Source organism: Maribacter ulvicola, assembly GCF_900155985.1.
GTDB classification, from domain to species: Bacteria; Bacteroidota; Bacteroidia; order Flavobacteriales; family Flavobacteriaceae; genus Maribacter; species Maribacter ulvicola.
The window spans coordinates 131,171-148,745 of record NZ_FTMA01000005.1; the positions used below are offsets into that span (position 1 = coordinate 131,171).

Annotated in this window: 19 protein-coding genes; 1 reads left to right on the top strand and 18 read right to left on the bottom strand. The window is 34.5% G+C overall.

Translation table 11 applies throughout. The features are described 5' to 3' along the window. Positions 1-6: 6 nt before the first annotated feature. Genes BW936_RS13830 through BW936_RS13855 form a run of 6 tightly spaced genes read right to left on the bottom strand, consistent with a single transcriptional unit; the run spans position 7 to position 6,411 of the window. Positions 7-1,380 (bottom strand): alkaline phosphatase family protein, encoded by a 1,374-nt coding sequence (locus BW936_RS13830; RefSeq protein ID WP_076549079.1) that lies wholly within the window; start codon positions 1,378-1,380, stop codon positions 7-9. A gap of 1 nt (position 1,381) precedes the next feature. Further along, positions 1,382-2,575 carry a metabolite traffic protein EboE gene (gene eboE, locus BW936_RS13835; protein WP_076549081.1) on the bottom strand — a complete coding sequence of 398 codons (1,194 nt, stop codon included), beginning with the start codon at positions 2,573-2,575 and terminating at the stop codon, positions 1,382-1,384. A 5-nt stretch (positions 2,576-2,580) separates the two neighbouring features. Further along, on the bottom strand, positions 2,581-3,741 hold the full coding sequence (locus BW936_RS13840) for a 3-dehydroquinate synthase (protein ID WP_076549082.1): 1,161 nt from the start codon (positions 3,739-3,741) through the stop codon (positions 2,581-2,583). Between the two features lie 7 nt (positions 3,742-3,748). Next, on the bottom strand, positions 3,749-4,648 hold the full coding sequence (eboC, locus tag BW936_RS13845; RefSeq protein WP_084182091.1) for a UbiA-like protein EboC: 900 nt from the start codon (positions 4,646-4,648) through the stop codon (positions 3,749-3,751). Between the two features lies 1 nt (position 4,649). Further along, on the bottom strand, positions 4,650-5,558 hold the full coding sequence (locus BW936_RS13850) for a TatD family hydrolase (RefSeq protein WP_076549084.1): 909 nt from the start codon (positions 5,556-5,558) through the stop codon (positions 4,650-4,652). A gap of 1 nt (position 5,559) precedes the next feature. Next, a complete protein-coding gene (locus tag BW936_RS13855; RefSeq protein WP_076549087.1) occupies positions 5,560-6,411 on the bottom strand; it encodes an EboA domain-containing protein in 852 nt (283 codons plus the stop codon). 122 nt (positions 6,412-6,533) lie between these two features. Here BW936_RS13855 and miaE point away from each other — a divergent pair, with 122 nt between their 5' ends. Next, positions 6,534-7,115: a MiaE family protein gene (gene miaE, locus BW936_RS13860; RefSeq protein WP_076549089.1), complete on the top strand. Its 582-nt coding sequence runs from the start codon at positions 6,534-6,536 to the stop codon at positions 7,113-7,115. A gap of 7 nt (positions 7,116-7,122) precedes the next feature. Here miaE and BW936_RS13865 read toward each other — a convergent pair whose 3' ends face one another. The 12 genes from BW936_RS13865 to BW936_RS13920 form a co-directional block, all read right to left on the bottom strand. Next, positions 7,123-8,013 carry a Ppx/GppA phosphatase family protein gene (locus tag BW936_RS13865; protein ID WP_076549091.1) on the bottom strand — a complete coding sequence of 297 codons (891 nt, stop codon included), beginning with the start codon at positions 8,011-8,013 and terminating at the stop codon, positions 7,123-7,125. 21 nt (positions 8,014-8,034) lie between these two features. Continuing rightward, entirely contained in the window at positions 8,035-10,092 is a 2,058-nt protein-coding gene (ppk1, locus tag BW936_RS13870; protein WP_076549093.1) for a polyphosphate kinase 1, read from the bottom strand. Next, positions 10,089-10,577: a SixA phosphatase family protein gene (locus BW936_RS13875; protein ID WP_076549371.1), complete on the bottom strand. Its 489-nt coding sequence runs from the start codon at positions 10,575-10,577 to the stop codon at positions 10,089-10,091. Before BW936_RS13875 ends, ppk1 begins: the two co-directional genes overlap by 4 nt. A 14-nt stretch (positions 10,578-10,591) precedes the next feature. Beyond that, a complete protein-coding gene (gene pdxH, locus BW936_RS13880; RefSeq protein WP_076549369.1) occupies positions 10,592-11,239 on the bottom strand; it encodes a pyridoxamine 5'-phosphate oxidase in 648 nt (215 codons plus the stop codon). Positions 11,240-11,316: 77 nt separating this feature from the next. Continuing rightward, positions 11,317-12,222, bottom strand: a complete 906-nt coding sequence (locus BW936_RS13885) for a ribonuclease Z (RefSeq protein ID WP_076549096.1) — start codon at positions 12,220-12,222, stop codon at positions 11,317-11,319. A 41-nt stretch (positions 12,223-12,263) separates the two neighbouring features. After that, a complete protein-coding gene (locus tag BW936_RS13890; RefSeq protein WP_076549099.1) occupies positions 12,264-12,596 on the bottom strand; it encodes a ribonuclease Z in 333 nt (110 codons plus the stop codon). A 1-nt stretch (position 12,597) separates the two neighbouring features. Further along, the gene (locus BW936_RS13895; protein ID WP_076549101.1) at positions 12,598-13,524 is read right to left on the bottom strand and encodes an aspartate carbamoyltransferase catalytic subunit; all 927 of its coding nucleotides are present in this window, start codon (positions 13,522-13,524) and stop codon (positions 12,598-12,600) included. A 4-nt stretch (positions 13,525-13,528) separates the two neighbouring features. Further along, on the bottom strand, positions 13,529-14,068 hold the full coding sequence (gene pyrR, locus BW936_RS13900) for a bifunctional pyr operon transcriptional regulator/uracil phosphoribosyltransferase PyrR (RefSeq protein ID WP_076549104.1): 540 nt from the start codon (positions 14,066-14,068) through the stop codon (positions 13,529-13,531). A gap of 113 nt (positions 14,069-14,181) precedes the next feature. Next, positions 14,182-14,910, bottom strand: coding sequence for a LytR/AlgR family response regulator transcription factor (locus tag BW936_RS13905; RefSeq protein WP_076549107.1), 729 nt, complete (start codon positions 14,908-14,910; stop codon positions 14,182-14,184). Then, on the bottom strand, positions 14,907-15,941 hold the full coding sequence (locus tag BW936_RS13910) for a sensor histidine kinase (RefSeq protein ID WP_076549109.1): 1,035 nt from the start codon (positions 15,939-15,941) through the stop codon (positions 14,907-14,909). Before BW936_RS13910 ends, BW936_RS13905 begins: the two co-directional genes overlap by 4 nt. Before the next feature lie 7 nt (positions 15,942-15,948). Further along, on the bottom strand, positions 15,949-16,290 hold the full coding sequence (locus BW936_RS13915) for a DUF4907 domain-containing protein (protein ID WP_076549112.1): 342 nt from the start codon (positions 16,288-16,290) through the stop codon (positions 15,949-15,951). Positions 16,291-16,364: 74 nt separating this feature from the next. Further along, positions 16,365-17,357, bottom strand: a complete 993-nt coding sequence (locus BW936_RS13920) for a Kelch repeat-containing protein (protein WP_076549115.1) — start codon at positions 17,355-17,357, stop codon at positions 16,365-16,367. Between the last annotated feature and the right edge of the window lie 218 nt (positions 17,358-17,575).

Genomic DNA, 17,575 nt, shown 5'->3' on the forward strand with positions numbered 1-17,575 from the left:
TTAAACTTAGTTTAATAGGTGATCTTCAATAAGATCACGCACTTGTACTGCACTAATCCTCTGATTGTTATCACCACTTAAATGGTTACTTATAAATATTGGAAAATCTTCTTCGTCTTCTGTTAAGCGACCATGTGATCCTTTAATCAAAGTTGCATCGATCGGTATAATATCCATGACCGTTCTAAAGCCCATTTTCTTCTTAAGTAACTTGCCAACTACTTTAGCCATTACTAATTTATCTTTAGGGTCCGTCATCATTTCCACCGGATCATAACCTGGTTTTTTATGAATATCTACCATTCTTGCATAGTCTGGCGCCTTTGCATCATCTAGCCAGAAATAATACGTAAACCAAGAATCTTTATCAGCTACCACTACTATATCACCACAACGTTCATGTTCTATATGATATGTTTTTAAATCATTGCCATAAAGTACTTTTTCAACTCCTTCCACAGTTTTCAATAATGCAGCAACACGTTCTAAATCTTGGGTATTCTTGCAATATACATGTGCAATTTGATGGTCAGCTACGGCAAACACATCACTGGCTCCAGCATCTAATAATTCTAATCCTCTTTCTTCACGTACAGCAATAAAGCCTTCTTTTCGTAATATTCTATTTAAATGAACTGGTCTGCTAACATTTGTAATTCCGTATTCAGAAAGTAATATTACTCTGGTTTCTAATGCTTCATAGTGTCGTACCAACTGTTTTACTACAGCATCTATTTCATTCAAATCTTTTGAAATAACCTTAAAATCAAGACCATAACGTTGTAAATTATAATCTAAATGAGGTAAGTATATGAATGTCAAATCTGGATTATGCTTTTTATCTGTCAATAATGCAGCATCAGCAATCCATTTAGAGGAGTTTATAGTTGTTTTCGGCCCCCAAAACTCAAACAAAGGAAATGTTCCTAAAGCAGTTTGCATTTCATCTCGTAACTGTGCCGGATGTGAATACACATCTGGAATTTTTCTCCCGTCTGCTAAATAATTTGGTCTTGGTGTTAGACTATAGTCAACATTGCTATACATGTTGTACCACCAAAAGTGATTGGCACAAGTAAAATTAGGGTGTTGCTCTTTGATATCATCCCAAATTTTGGGTTGCCCTACCAGTTTATTCGACTGTCTCCAGAATTTAATTTCGCATTCATCTTTAAAATACCAGCCATTACCAACAATACCATGTTCTGATGGCCATTTACCGGTTACATAGGTAGACTGCACGGCACAGGTAACACCTGGTAATACAGGCGCTATGTATGATGCTTGACCTTTATCTAAAAATGATTTTATAAACGGAGTGTGCTCACCTATCAATCGTTTCGTTAATCCAACTACATTTATAACAACTGTTTTCTTCATATTACATGTGTGATTTAAACCACTCTATTTCTCGAATTATGGATATTGATAAATCTTGTTTTAGTTCTGCCGGAAGAACATCCCAAGTATAGGTTTCTATTTCTAAATGTTCTGATACCTGGTTCATTTTTAAATAATCTATTGTCTTTAAAATATGGTCTTGCGTTGAAAACAACGCACCATATTTTTCTAAAAAAATAGGAACATGGAAATGCGCCCTCAATTCTTTGTGATTTCTACTCCCTTCTAAAACCATCGGTAAGTCACTATAGGTCTTTACTTTTTCTTCTATTTTTTCAGTTACCTGATGTAAATAGGTAGGTTCATTAAATTGAGAAAGTTGATTCCAAATACGCTTATCATTTTCACCATTAAAAAGAATTTTCAATGCAGCGCTTACTTGAATTTTACCGACTCTAATATCGTTTGATTTCAACTTTGCAAAGGTGTCTTTTGGTTCCTCATAAGCTAATGCAAAATGGCAAACATCATAACAAACCGTGATGTATTTTTTAATTAAAGCTTCTGCATCATCTGAATTCAAACCCAATTCTTGCTTAAAATAAGGTATACCTAAAGGCATTAAATACGCCGAGTAAAACGCTAATACCTCATCACTATTTTCTAACAACCCGTCTGGTTCAGGCTCTATATCCAAATGTAGATAAGTACTGGTAGCTTGGTGTATTTCAAACAATTGTTTTGCAACCGCAAGCATGTTTTTAGCACCTATTTCAAAAGCTTTTTTTGTTTCAACTTCTGTCTTGTGCCAATATTTATAAGTAACTGGCGATGTTGATATTCCTCCATTCATTCCTGCCGGAATCAATTCTGATAATTGACGAAATAATCTTTTTGTATAGTTTAAACGATCATCTGTAGTCCAATCTGGAGCATGTACCATATCCTTTACACGTTCATCATGGAAATTCCCATAAGGAAATCCGTTCATGGTAAATACATAAAGATGATTATCATCTAACCACTTTTTAAAATCAGACATATTATCACCAAAATCAAGCTCAACACTTGCTTTATTAGACAAGCGAAGCCCCAGACCAAAAGGTTGCTCTGCTGAAACTTCCTGTTTTATACCAGGCACATGTTTTTTAATACTCTCAAAAGTACTTTTCCAATCTTGACCTGGATGAATATTTGTACAATAGGTCAAATGAAGGTTCTCTTTTAGTTGCATGCTACTTAATTTAATGCGAATTGATGATTCAACTTTGAAATTGCCTGTGCCATTAGCTCCATATCAATGGTATGAACATCATGTTTTACACCTAAATCAGAAATTAGGGTTATAGTCAGCTTACCTCCTAAATGCTCTCTAAATTCTTCTATACCGTCCAATAAAGATTGAATCTCAATAGGACTTTCAACCGGAAGAGAAAGATCAAATCCTATGGCAATCATTACATCTAAAATATGCTCTAAGTCTTCTTTTGAAATTAAGCCGGTTAGTTGTGCATAAGTGACATCTAGTGCAATCCCTTTTGCTACAGCTTCTCCATGCCGTAATTCATAATTGGTCATGAACTCCATTTTATGTGCTGCCCAATGACCAAAATCCAAAGGTCTAGATGACCCAGATTCAAATGGGTCTCCACCTTGGGCAATATGATCCATGTGCATTTCTGCACACTTATATATTACATATTGCATAGGTTCCATTTCTCTATTTTTCAATGCCGTGGCATTTTCCGAAATGTATTTAAAGAAAGCCTTATCCTTTATTAAAGCAACTTTTATTGCTTCGGATATCCCGGAAATCCAATCCCGTTGTTCTAGGGTTTCCAAAAAATTACTGTCGTTGATAATGGCAAATGGTGGAGCAAAAGTGCCCAGAAAATTCTTCTTCTTAAAAGCATTTACACTATTCTTAACACCAACAGCAGAATCGTTCTGAGATAAAACCGTAGTGGGTATTCTTATCAATTTTACACCTCTATGCGCAATTGCAGCTGCATAACCAACCATATCAATTACAGCACCACCCCCTATCACCACAACAAAAGAATGACGACAGATTTTATTATCATTTACCCCTTGCAACACGGCATCTATAGCCGCAGTACTATTCTTTACTTGCTCGCCACCAGGCAACACTAAGGTATTGGTAAACTTTATGTTTTGCTCATATCTATGACAATATGCTTCTATCTGATTTATTAAAGCAGGATGATGATTTTTAACGCCATCATCCACTACAAATAAAAGTTTAACAGGTTCAAAATCTTTATAGTCCGCAATTAGGTTTGCGAACAATGGGTTTTCTAAAGCAAATAGTCCCGTTGTAAAATACAATTGATAATCATATTGTACTTGAAAAGACTGTTTTATGGGTTGTAATTGCATATGTATTTTATGTTACCGCAAATAATTTGGACAGAAGCATTGATAGTGGTAATAGCAATAAAACTGCTAATGCCAAGTACCAGTTAGAAAAACCGGCTACCCAGCAAGCGTTCATTACCACTAGCGACAATACACCGCCCATTACCGCGTTCTTAATGTTTTTAGGTGAATTTTCTTTATAAGCTTTTAATAAAGGCTTAAATATCAAATAGCCGAATAAAATCAAGAAAGGTGCTAATATTACAGCATTGTCTTTCTCTTCTATTACAATTAACGCAATAGCTAGTATAACTATTGCGTACAAAATACCGGCCCAGACAATATGTTTTTTATTGTTTCCATGTACTTCTCCCCTACTGATCAATGTTATGGCAAAGATGTAAACTACAGGTACCAATGAAATGTACCAATGAGAAAGCATGCCCAAAATGGACATCCCCAATAAAAGATTTAATCCTCTGCAAATACCCATGTTCAAAGGCCCTGCAAAACCATACTGTTTAAAATACCCATCATATGATAAAATGGCAATGGTCAAGGCAACAGAGATAAACCCGGACAATATAGTACTTTTGAATGCCAAAGTAATTCCTATTAACATTAAAAAGGTTCCAAAATACACAGCTTCACGTTTTGGCACTAATCCACTTGGTATGGCTCTTTCCGGTCTTTCAATAGCGTCTAACTCTGCATCAAAAACATCGTTAAATACAACTCCGCCCGCATATAAGGCTATAGATGAAAAAACCAATAAAAGTACATCATTGCTTTGCTCTGCCAAAAAATTGAGTGCTTCAATATTTCTTAGGTATAAAGCAATAGTTATACCCGCCAATATATCTGCTGCTGCAGTTGGCAAATTTGCAGGTCTTGCCAAACGCACAAAACCCATTAATTTCTCTTTCATTTTAGGTGATTTGGTCTTCGTCTATTCTTGGTTTCTGACCTCTTAAAACACTATTATCATTAAATAGTTGCGATTGGTTAATGCTATCTGGTTGTAACCAGTGTGCTTCTTTCATTTTGCCGTTCTTACTAAAGGCATCTAACGCGTTTTGATAGCAGGTCTTTCTAACATCTTCCATTGAAATACCTCTTTTTAACATCAAAGAAGCGGTCTTTGGCACTGCTAATGGATCACTAACTCCCCAATCTGCAGAACTATCAACGATAATATTAGAACTACCGAATTTTTTAACCACCTCTACCATACGTTCATTACCCATCTTCGTTTTTGGGTAAATGGTAAAAGCTGCAATAAAGCCACGATCAAGAACTTCTTTTACGGTTTCCTCATTATTGTGGTCAATAATTACATTGGCAGGATTTAAACCATGCTCCAAACACACTTCCATGCTTTTAATGGTTCCTGCTTTTTTATCTCGGTGTGGTGTATGTACTTGTACGGTCATATCCAGTTCCTTGGCCATATCAAGCTGCATTCTAAAAAATTTGTCTTCAGCAGGTGTTTGATCATCATAACCTATTTCACCAATAGCTACAACGTTCTCTTTATGTAAATATAAAGGCAACAATTCAATAACTTGTTCTGCCAAAGCTTCATTATTGGCTTCTTTAGAGTTTAAACCAATTGTACAGTAGTGCTTAATGCCGAATTGACTAGCCCTAAAAGGTTCCCAACCTACCAAACTACTAAAGTAATCTTGAAAAGAACCTACTTGCGTTCTAGGCTGACCAAACCAGAACGATGGCTCTATAACTGCCACAACTCCTGCCGCTGCCATTGCTTCATAATCATCTGTTGTTCTTGACGTCATGTGCACATGTGGGTCAATAATCATCATTTTATCTTCCATTCTATTGTTGTTTAATCGTATTCCAAGTTAATTTGCCGTCCGCAATTTTATCCATTAGCTCAGGTCTACTTTTTAATATTGTAATTGCTTTATCGTTTTCAGACTGAAAACAACTTAATGCTCCTGCTCTATTTTCTATTACATCATCACTATTAAGAAGTGTCTTCATATCATTTAAAAGCGCTTCATTCAAAAATTTTGACACTGGTCTCCAAAATAACGGATCAATTTTTCTACCTGCCGCCCACCGTTCATGTGCATAATCAGATATTATTCTAGTTAAATCTGCGTTTGCCCGTTGATCTACAGATTCTATTTGCGAAAGGTCACGCTCCATAAATGCCGCTTTCAAATACATTTGGTTCCATTGTTGATCATTAAAATAGATAGCAGGATACGGATTGTTCATCGCTATGGCATCAAATATTGTGACAATATTAGTTCTCAATGCCTCTACAGCTGTTTGCTTGTACGCTTCAGGATTTGGCAACAACACCAAATATTTTAAAAAGGTCTCCAACTCTGCAGTATCTGCCACTTGAATGATATTAGCTACTTTTGGTGTGTAAAACTCCAAATCCTGCGCAAGAACTTCTGACAATAAATAGATCCGTGCTATTTGTAGAATATTTGCTTTATGACCACTAAAATAACGAACATTTTCAGCATCTGATTGTTCAAAAGAAATTGGGAGTGTTGCTTCAAATTTTACATTTAATAAGCTATAGGTCATAAATAAATCTTTTGAAGATTTATCACTTGCCAATTTCTCAATTTTATCCTTTAACCAAGTAACACTCTCTGCATTTCCATAATTGATTAATATATTCTTAATATCTTCTTGATTGTTCATTTTAAAATATAGGATTGATGTTACCTCAAAAATAATTATTATTCAGCAGTAAGTCGTCTAGGTTTTTAATTAAAATTGGTGTGGTCTTTAAAATCTTTCTAATTTTGAAAAAAAAGTAGACTATGCTAGGTTTAAAATTACCCACTGACCCAAGATGGGTTAATATTGTTGAGAAAAATATTGATGAAATTCTTACAGACCATGCATATTGTGAGCAAAAAGCTGCTAGTACGGCAATCTCTTTAATAGTCTCTTTCCCTGAGTATACAGAGCTTGTAACAGAAATGGTTGCTCTATCTAGAGAAGAAATGGGGCATTTTAAAATGGTACATGACCTTATTCTAAAACGCGGGAAAACCTTAGGTAGGGACCGCAAAGATGATTATGTAATTGAGCTCATTAAATTCTTTCCAAAAGGAGGAAGTAGAACCACCCAATTGGTTCATAGACTGCTTTATGCCGGACTAATTGAAGCTCGTAGTTGTGAACGTTTTAGATTGTTATCCGAAGAATTGGAAGACAAAAAATTAGCCGACTTTTATCATAAATTAATGATTAGTGAAGCCGGACACTATACCATGTTCTTAAAATTTGCCCGTAAGTATGGGGAACTAGAAGAAGTCAATAAAAAATGGGACAGCCTTCTAGAATATGAAGCTAAGATCATGAAAGATTTAGGCACTAAAGAATCTATTCACGGTTAATCTAAACTTAATTATTTTCAGAATTGTACAAATCTTTAATTATACCATCTGAAAGTCCAATTTTAGGTACATGAATTTTCTTTGCCCCGCTCCATTTAGCTGCTGAAAGAAATATTTTAGTTGCTGGTATAATAACATCTGCCCGATCTGGATTTAACCCCAATTCTGATATTCTATCATCATAACTTAAGCTATCTAAAAAATGATATTGGGCATTTAACCAAATATAAGATAATGGTTCACCTTCTTTTCTACCTGATAGTTTATGCAACTTGTTAATATTGCCACCAGAACCTATTATGGATAATTTAGCCTTGTCTTTTACGTTTATTTTAATCCATCCTTCTAACTTATTCCAAGTCTCTGGTTTTACCATATTATTCAAAAGCCTAACGGTGCCTAACTTAAATGATTTGGAAACTTGAATCTTACCTTGAGAAAACAAAGTAAACTCGGTACTACCTCCCCCAACATCAATATATAAATAAGATTGATCATCAGTAATTAGATTTTTCAAATCTGTTGAAGCTATTATTGCAGCTTCTTGCTTACCGTCTATAAGGTCTATTTGAATATTAGATTCTTGCGTTATCTTTTTTATGATCTCATTTCCATTATTTGCCTCTCGCATTGCAGAGGTAGCACAGGCTCTATACTTTTCAACTCCTGCGACCTCCATCAACAGTTTAAAAGCTTTCATGGTGTTTATTAATCGTTTTTCATTTATTTCAGATATTTCACCTACAGTAAACGAATCTTCACCTAGCCTAACTGGTACTCTAATCAAAGAGCTTTTTCTAAACTGAGTCTTTTTTCCCTTGTCCTCTATTACGTTGTGCGTTAGTAACCTAATAGCATTGGATCCTATGTCTATCGCTGCAAATTTTCTTACCTTCAAAAAATATCTTTTTTAAGATTCTTATTTATTCGCATAATACTCATAAGTAGCAAATTGCGACCTAATTCTAGGTAACGATGTCTTTCTGTATGCATTATCTTGGGCAGCGTTGAAGACACGTACTTTCATATTATCTCTCCAACAGATATCAAAAGTATCCATTAATTCTTTTTTAATATCCTTATCATATATTGGGCATCCTACTTCAACCCTATAATCTAGGTTTCTAGTCATCCAATCTGCAGATGATATGAATATTTTAGTATCACCGCCGTTGGCAAAGGCAAAAAGACGTGTGTGTTCCAAGAACTTATCTATTACACTTATTGCTTCTATATTTTCACTCATACCCTTAACACCTGGTATTAAACAACATATACCCCTTATAATCAATTGGATCTTCACTCCCGCCCTACTTGCTTCATATAGTTTATCTATCATTTTATATGATGTAAAACTGTTCATCTTTATCTTGATAAAAGCTAGTTTACCTAATTTGGCGTTGGCAATCTCATTATCGATTAATTTTATAAAGGCATTTTTGGTATAATGCGGAGAAACGATAAGGTGCTTATATTTATTGATCTTATAGGTTGTCTCAAAAAAGTCAAATACCTTATTCAGCTCTTTTAGTATAGAGTCATCTGCCGTAAAGAGGGTGAAATCAGTATAAATCCTTGCAGTTGATTCATTAAAATTACCGGTACTAACAAACCCGTAACGCTTTATAGAACCTGCTTCTTCTCGTTCGATCAAACAAATTTTACTATGTACTTTTAACCCTGGTACTCCAAAAATAAGCTTTACCCCTTCTGCTTGTAATTGCTCTGCATATTCAATATTCGCTTGTTCATCAAAACGCGCCTGAAGCTCTATCTGTACCGTAACCTGTTTTCCATTTTTTACGGCGTTAATCAAAGATGCTGCAATTTGCGAATTACTTGCCAACCTATAAACCGTAATCTTAATAGTACGAACTTTAGGGTCTAATGCCGCTTCACGCAAAAACTTCAACACATAGGTAAACGTATGATAAGGAGTATATTGTAAGTAATCTTTCTTGGCTATACTTTCCAAAATACTACCCTCTACACTAAGACCTTTAACCGGTAACGGTGTTATTTTATCATACAACAAATCTTTTTTCCCCAAACTAGGAAAGCCCATATAATCTCTACGATTGTGATACCTACCACCTGGTATTACACTATCCGTATCTTCTATGTTCATTTTCTCTTTTAGAAAAGACAAAGTATCTTTACCTATACTCTTATCATAGACAAAGCGTACCGGATCCCCTATTTTTCTATGCTCTACGCTTGATGATATTTTCTCAATAAAACTCTTACTTAAATCATTATCAATATCTAGCTCGGCATCTCTTGTAATTTTTATCATATGCGCCGAAATAGACTCGTACTCAAACATGGTAAAAATATTGTCCAGACAATACCTAATTAGATCGTCCAATATAATAATATAACTTTTATCTCCTTCATTTGGCAACACCACAAAACGGTCTATCCCTTTTGGAATTTCAATTAATGCGTAACGTTTCTCTTTCTTACTTTCCTTACTTTTAATAACCATTTTAACCGCCAAATACGCGGCAGTATCCTTAAGGGTTGGAAAACGTGTAAGATCATTTAAAATAATGGTCATTAATTGCGGACTCACCTCTTTTAAGAAATAAGCTTTCACGAAATCTTTCTGGTTTTCGTTTAACTCTGTTTCCTTGATGATAAAAATATTCTTTCCCTCAAGCTCATGCTCTATTCTTCTTAGAATAGTTAAACTTTTTGTTTGCTGTTCAATTACAATATTTGTAATCTCTTCTAAAAGGTCTTTTGCTTTTTCTCCTCCCAATACGCTTTTTCCGGTTTTGCCCGCTTCAACTATACGCTTTACCGTTGCATAACGCACTTTAAAAAATTCATCTAAGTTGTTAGAAAAAATACCTAAAAAACGAAGTCTTTCTATTAATGGTACATTCTTATCTGCGCTTTCTTGTAATACACGTTCGTTGAACCTTAACCAACTTATTTCTCTATTTACGTACTGGTTGTTATTTTTTATCATGCTTTTAGTTGCTTCGGAAAAATGGTTTGTATTGTTGAGCCTTTTATTACCTTGGCCCAGGTATTTTCATTGAATTGCAAATGAACAAATCCGCTAGTTGGCACATTATCAATGTGCTTATCTCCCATAGAATTTGCCAAATGTGTAAAGGTGTGGTTGTGCCCAAAAAGAAGGACAGTGTCTAAACTATCATCTAAATCCTGAATAAACTGAAGTACTTGATTACCTGTAAAATCATATAAATCTGTAACGACATTACAATTCTCTAACGGATAATACATAGTCCGTAAACAAATCATACAGGTATGAAACGCCCTGTTTGCCGGACTGGTATACACATGGTCTATTTTTAAATTTAGTTTCGCAATTTCTTCACTTACCAAACGGGCGTCTGAAATTCCTCGTTGCAACAACGCCCTATCTTGATCACTAACATTTAGCTCCCAAGATGATTTACCATGGCGCATTAAATATAGATTCTTCATATAGTTTACTTTTTTTAAGGAGCCAATCGTTCCATTTTCCAATCGTATTCTTCTGTTAGTGTGTACAAAATACGATCATGTAACCTGTTGGGCCTGCCTTGCCAAAACTCCATAGAAACCGGTCTTACCAAGTACCCGCCCCAATGGTCCGGCCTCTCAATTTCCTTTCCTTCATATGCTTTCTCTAGCTTGGTAAGTTTATCTTCTAAAACAGCTCTAGAATCTATGACCGTACTTTGATCAGAAACCAATGCACCTAGTTTACTTCCGTCTGGTCTTGAGTCAAAATAACCGTCAGATAAATTCTTTGCAAGTTTTTCCGCAGTGCCTTTTATAATGACCTGTCGTTCTAAATTTGCCCAAAAAAAAGAAATACAAATATTAGGGTTATCACTAATGGCGCGGCCTTTCTCACTATTATAATTCGTGTAAAAAATAAAACCTTCGTGTGTGTATTTTTTTAGAAGTACCACCCTACTTTTAGGAAAACCATCTAGACCTATCGTAGAAACCGTCATGGCATTAGGTTCATCTACTCCATCAGATTTTTCAATCTCATAGAACCATGTTTGAAAAAGTTGAATGGGATTATCAGATATACTATCCTCCATCAACGCACTTTTCTCATAAGATTTCCTATAATCCCCTAAATCTTTTTGCATCATTTTCGTGTTAAAAACAAGATAAACAAAGTACTAAAAAGAAAGGAAAATAAACAGTATAAAATGTATTAAAAGACTTAAAAATTAAAAGTCTTACCATCATTGGCAAGAAGCACATTAGGGAAAATTGTTGAAGCCTCCTCTTTAAACAATTCTATAGATTTATAACGTGTAGAATAATGCCCTAGCACTAAGGTTTTTACATTGGCATCTCTAGCTACTTTCGCTGCCTGCATAGCTGTAGCGTGTTTGGTTTTGGTTGCCAATTCTAACTCTGACTCTAAAAACGTAGATTCATGGTACAAAACATCAACATCCTTGATTTTTTCAGCCAAACTTTCATCATAGACCGTATCACTACAAAAAGCGTATGATTTTGGTTTAGGAGGGTCAAAAGTTACTTTACTATTGACAATTACCTCTCCGTTATCTAAAGTAACATCCTTACCATTTTTTATATTTTGATAATACGCTTTATCAATACCATATTCTGTGGCAGCCTTAATATTTAGTTTACGCTTCCCTATTTTTTCCTCAAATAAGTAACCATTGGTATAAATCCTATGATCTAGTGGAATTGTGGCAACACTAATCTTACTATCCTCAAAAACAAGTTCTGACGCTTTACTAGAAAGCTCATGAAACAGCAGAGGATAGTTGGTCCAAGAATCTCCCAACTTTAAAAGCAAGGTTATTGCTTCTTTTATTCCCTTTGGACCATAAACATGTAGCTCTTTCTCCCTACCCAACAATCTCATGGTAGAAATAAAACCCGGCAGCCCAAAAAAGTGGTCTCCGTGTAAATGTGAAATGAAAATATGGTTAATTCTAGAAAACTTTATTTTATGCCTTCTTAGTTCTACCTGAGTACCCTCCCCACAATCAATTAATATAATATGGTTATTGATTTCCAGCACTTGAGATGTTGGGTTCGTAAGTGTTCTTGGTGTTGCTGCATAACAACCCAATACAGTAAGCTGCATAAATAAGTACTTAAGTATTCTTATTCGTTCTATAGATATTCTTAAATACCCAAATCACGTTCTATTTCTTCCATTTCAATAATATCCCTGGCTTCTTGAAGTGTAGGTACTAAATTGATTTCTTCGGGTATATCATCATAAGAAACCTTATCTGACACCAAAACAAAAGACTGCTCGTTCTCTTTATGTTTTCTCGCAATTTCTAAAAATGAAATAACATTATACGGTGTAAGTTCAGAGAAACTTAACAAATCTAAAATTAGATTTTCATTCTTTAATTTAGCGTATTCATTCTCTAATTTTTCCAAAAAACGTTCAATAGAAATTTCTTCCTGAGAGACGATAATCAACGATCCTTCTTTAGTAAAAATCATTTCATTTAATTTTAGATGCTAATAAGTATATTACCGCCATACGTATGGCTACTCCGTTTTCTACCTGATTCAATATTATAGATTGTTTTGAATCGGCAACATCACTGGTAATTTCAACACCCCTATTTATTGGTCCGGGATGCATGATTACAATTTCTTTATCTAAACTATCAAGCAACTTTTTATTTATTCCAAACTGCTGGGTGTATTCTCTTGTTGTTGGAAAATAAGATATGTCTAATCTTTCGTTTTGAATACGTAACATATTGGCTACATCACACCACTCAAATGCTTTTCTTAAATTAGTTTCCACACCTACCCCTAAAGATTCTACATACTTAGGCAACAATGTCTTAGGACCGCACACTTTCACGTTTGCTCCTTGTAATTTTAATGCAAATATATTTGAAAGGGCTACTCGAGAATGAAGAATATCACCGACGATTACTACATTTTTACCTGCAACATCTCCCAATTTTTCACGAATGGAATAAGAATCTAATAATGCTTGTGTTGGATGCTCATGCGCCCCATCACCCGCATTGACAATAGCTGCATTTACATGCTTTGACAAAAATATACCTGCCCCAGGGTTTGGATGCCGCATGACCACCATATCTACTTTCATAGATAATATGTTATTTACGGTATCTATTAATGTTTCCCCCTTTTTAACCGATGACTGACTGGCAGAAAAATTTAGTACATCTGCAGACAATCTTTTTTCTGCAAGTTCAAAAGATAATTTTGTTCTGGTACTATTCTCAAAAAAGATGTTGGCAATCGTAATATCCCTAAGCGAAGGAACTTTTTTAATTGATCGGTTGATCACTTCCTTAAAATGATCGGCAGTTTCAAAAATAAGCTGAATATCGGTTTCCTTTAGATATTTAATTCCCAGTAAGTGTTTAACACTCAGTTCGCTCATTTTCTTATCTATTTACTAAATATATAATATCTTCCCCATCATTTTCCTCCCACATCACCTTTACTTTCTCGTCGTTGATAGCATCTACTTGACGACCTCTGTAATTTGGCTGTATGGGCAAATGCCTGCTAAATCTACGGTCTATTAAACACAACAGTTCTACATCTTTTGGTCTTCCAAAAGATTGCAAAGCAGTCAATGCGGCATTTATACTTCTACCCGTATATAAAACATCATCTATCAGAACCACATTCTTATCCTCTATCAAGAAATCAATTTTGGTTTTTGTAGCTTCTAAGGTCTTTTCCCCCCTTCTAAAATCATCACGATAAAAAGTGATATCCAAGAAACCTAAATTAATCTGATTTACTTTATATTCTTCTTTTAGAATCTTAGTTAAGCGCTGGGCAAGAAACTTACCTCTAGGCTGAATACCTATTAATACGGTATTTTCAAAACTTAAATGGTTTTCAAGAAGCTGACAAGCCAATCTATGCAGGATAATATTTATTTCTTTGGAAGAGAGTAAAACTTTTTGACTCATAATGGGCATCCGTGCTTTTAGCTACACAAAAATAGATAATTCTTACTAAACTTTAGTAGCTTAAACTATGAAGTAAATTTGAAATAATAAATTTAGCACTACATCACCAAACCCTATAAGCCCAAAATAGAGAAAAAAGCTTCTTTATGACTCTCACCAATTGGTATACGCATATCGTTTATAACAATTCTATTGCGCTGAACGGTTTTAATATAATTTACATTTACAAGATAAGATTTGTGTACCCTAAGAAATTGATTAGAAGGCAATTTACTCATTATCTCTTTAAAGCTCATTAAAGTAAGAATAGTCTTATTGGTATTGGCAATATGTATCTTTAAATAGTCTTTTAACCCCTGAACATACTCAATTTGATCCAAATCTATTTTTATACTTTCATATTCCGCTTTTACGAAAATGAACTTTTTATCTACAGAATTATCTCCGGTAGATGAGAAAACATTAGCCTCCATAATAGGTTTTTGTTTTTTAGAAATTAAATCTTGCACTCTTGATACTGATTTTATAAAACGATGATGCGGTATTGGCTTTACCAAATAATCTACAGCATTTAGCTCAAACCCATCTACGGCATATTGAGAATAAGCTGTTGTAAAAATGAACAATGGCCTATTATCTAAAGTACCCATGAAATCTATTCCATTGATTTGCGGCATTTCTATATCACAAAATATTAAATCGATTTTTTTCTCTTTAATCTCTGTTATGGCATCTAGCGGATTGGTATAGGTATTTACCAATTCTATAAAATCTAACTTTTCACAATAGCCCGAAAGTATTTCAATCGCTAATGGCTCATCATCTATAATTATACATTTCATAGGCTAGATTGTTTTTGGTAAATAGTTAATGATACTTCGTAATTTTTTCCATCATTATCTACTTCAAGATGGTGCAAACCCGGATAAATCAATTCTAATTGATTTCCTATATTTTCTAAACCAATACCTGAGTTTTTGGTAGGCTCCCTAAAGATTCCAATTTTATTCTTTACATTTAAATAAATGGAGACATCCGTAATGGTCAATGTTATTTTAACATACGTTTTACCTTTATAGTCCGTTCCGTACTTGAAAGCATTCTCTATAAATGAAATAAATAGCAAAGGAGGCACTGCCCTCCCCCTATCTTCTCCGGTTATTTTTAAGGATACATTTTCACTATCAGATAACCTTAAGCGCTGTAATTGAATATAACTCTTTATATAATCCAACTCTTTATTTAAGGGGACCAGGTCCTTATCTGCCTCATAAATCATATACCTCATCAACTCAGACAGATCCACTATAGCCTCAGACGTATCTGGAGATTTTTTTACGGAAAGCGCGTAAATTGTATTTAATGTATTAAATAAAAAATGTGGATTTAACTGTGCTTTTAAAAACTGTAATTCAGATTTAATACTCTCTTTTTCAACTGACAAGCGTAAAGTCTCGTTACGTTTCCATTCTACATACATCCTTAAAATAGCACTAATTACATAGGGTATACCAAGGCTAACGAAAGACCTATAATAGGGAAAAACACCAAAACCTCTTACACCTTCTCTATCCATGAAAAAACGCCCTGGAAACCGTGGCTCATAAAAATGATTCAGTAGTAAAGTCGAAACAATTAACAAACCCAATGAAACAACAAAGTAAAATAGCACACTTTTTTTTAATAAATACTCTGGCACCAGATAGAAATAATTAAAATAAAAAAGAACGATTATAACATTCAACTTTGGAAATACATCTGAAGGAATAGGTCTCATAACATTTAAAACAGGGTAAAATGTAAGTCCGTACAACAACAGCCATACACTAATATGAACAAGTATTTGAACCCTATTTTTAATGATCGATTTCATAAAGAAACTAGTGACTTACCTTACTAGAAATATGTAATTTTTCCAAATCTGATGGTAATAAAATTGGAGATTCTCCATTTTCTAATTTTGAAATTACCAGGTTTGCTGTTTTCAGTGCTTGTTCTTCAGATACAAAGTTTTGCTTCCCCGGAAAACCAGGTATGTATTCTTGCAAAATCACTATCTTTTTTCCTCTCATTATCTGATAGCCAAAACCATCATTTAAATGTACCACTTGACAATGTAAAAGTTGATTTTTGTCAATTGTAGATTGATTACAAACGGAATAGATAAAACCTAGTGTCAAAAATAGCACAAGAAAGACCCAATATTTTACAGTAGAACTCATAAATAAATGTTTAAAAATGGGCCAATCCACAGAGATCGACCCAAAAAATTAACAATTACACTCACTATAAAAAATTAATCTTCCTCTTCGTACTCGTCTTGAGGAAAGAATTCATCTAAATCATCTAGGTATAACGTACCGGTTCTACCCATACCAATAAATACACGATTACCATTAGAAAATGCTATCGCATCTTGTCTTGTTGCCCCTTCAAAAGAAGTTTTTCGCTCCCATTCATCTGATGCTGGGTCGTACTCCCAAACCGTATTGGTAGCGCCACCTATTTCACCAGTTGCTATATACCCGTAACCATCTAAAGTAAACCCAACGGCATTACTTCTTTGAATACTGTAATCATCTTCTTCATCCAAATCTAATTTCTTTGTCCAACTTTCCGTAGTTGGATCAAATACCCAAAAATCATCTAGGTACACTCCGTTAGAAATTCCGGTTCCTAAGTACACCAAACCATCTATAGTAAATGTTGTAGCAGACCTCCTTTTATTACCTCCAAAACCTACTAGCTCTGTCCAAGCATCATTTACTGGGTTATATTTCCAGAAATCTTTTCTATCGTTTTCTCCATCATACCCGGTACCAACATAACCAAAACCATTAACACCAAAACCAACAGCACTTCTTCTAGCAGTTGGTAAAGAAGCAATTTCCGTCCACGTATTAGATGCTGTATTATAACTATAAAAGTCTGTTAGTTCATCAACACCATCATAACCAGAACCAATGTAACCAGTACCATCTATTTCAAAACCTACCGCTGCGTTTCTAGCAACACCAGGAAAATCTGCTTTTTGAGACCAGTAATCACCTTCCATATCATATGCCCAAAATGAAGCTAGGTAATCATCACCATCATACCCTACGCCCATGTAACCCACATTATCAATTGTAAAACCAGAAACACTACTTCTTGGGCTACCATCAAATACAGATTTATCTACCCAGTTTCCTAGATCGTCACCATCATCATCACTTGAACAACTTGTAATTACCAAGGCCAATAGTGCCACACCAGTAATTTTGTACACATTCGATTTTCTTTTATTCATTACTTTAATATTTTAAGGTTCTTTCGTTTCAAGACCAAATCTACTAGAGACCCTAGTGTTCAAAAAAACACAATAGATTAAGATTGATTTTTAACATACCAAACCCAAGTTTTCATCTACCAACACAAACTTTTCATTAATAGTCTAAATAACAGAGTTCATCCCTTAACATTCATCATTGGTCTATTTGGGTTTTTACAACCACACTTGGTATTTAG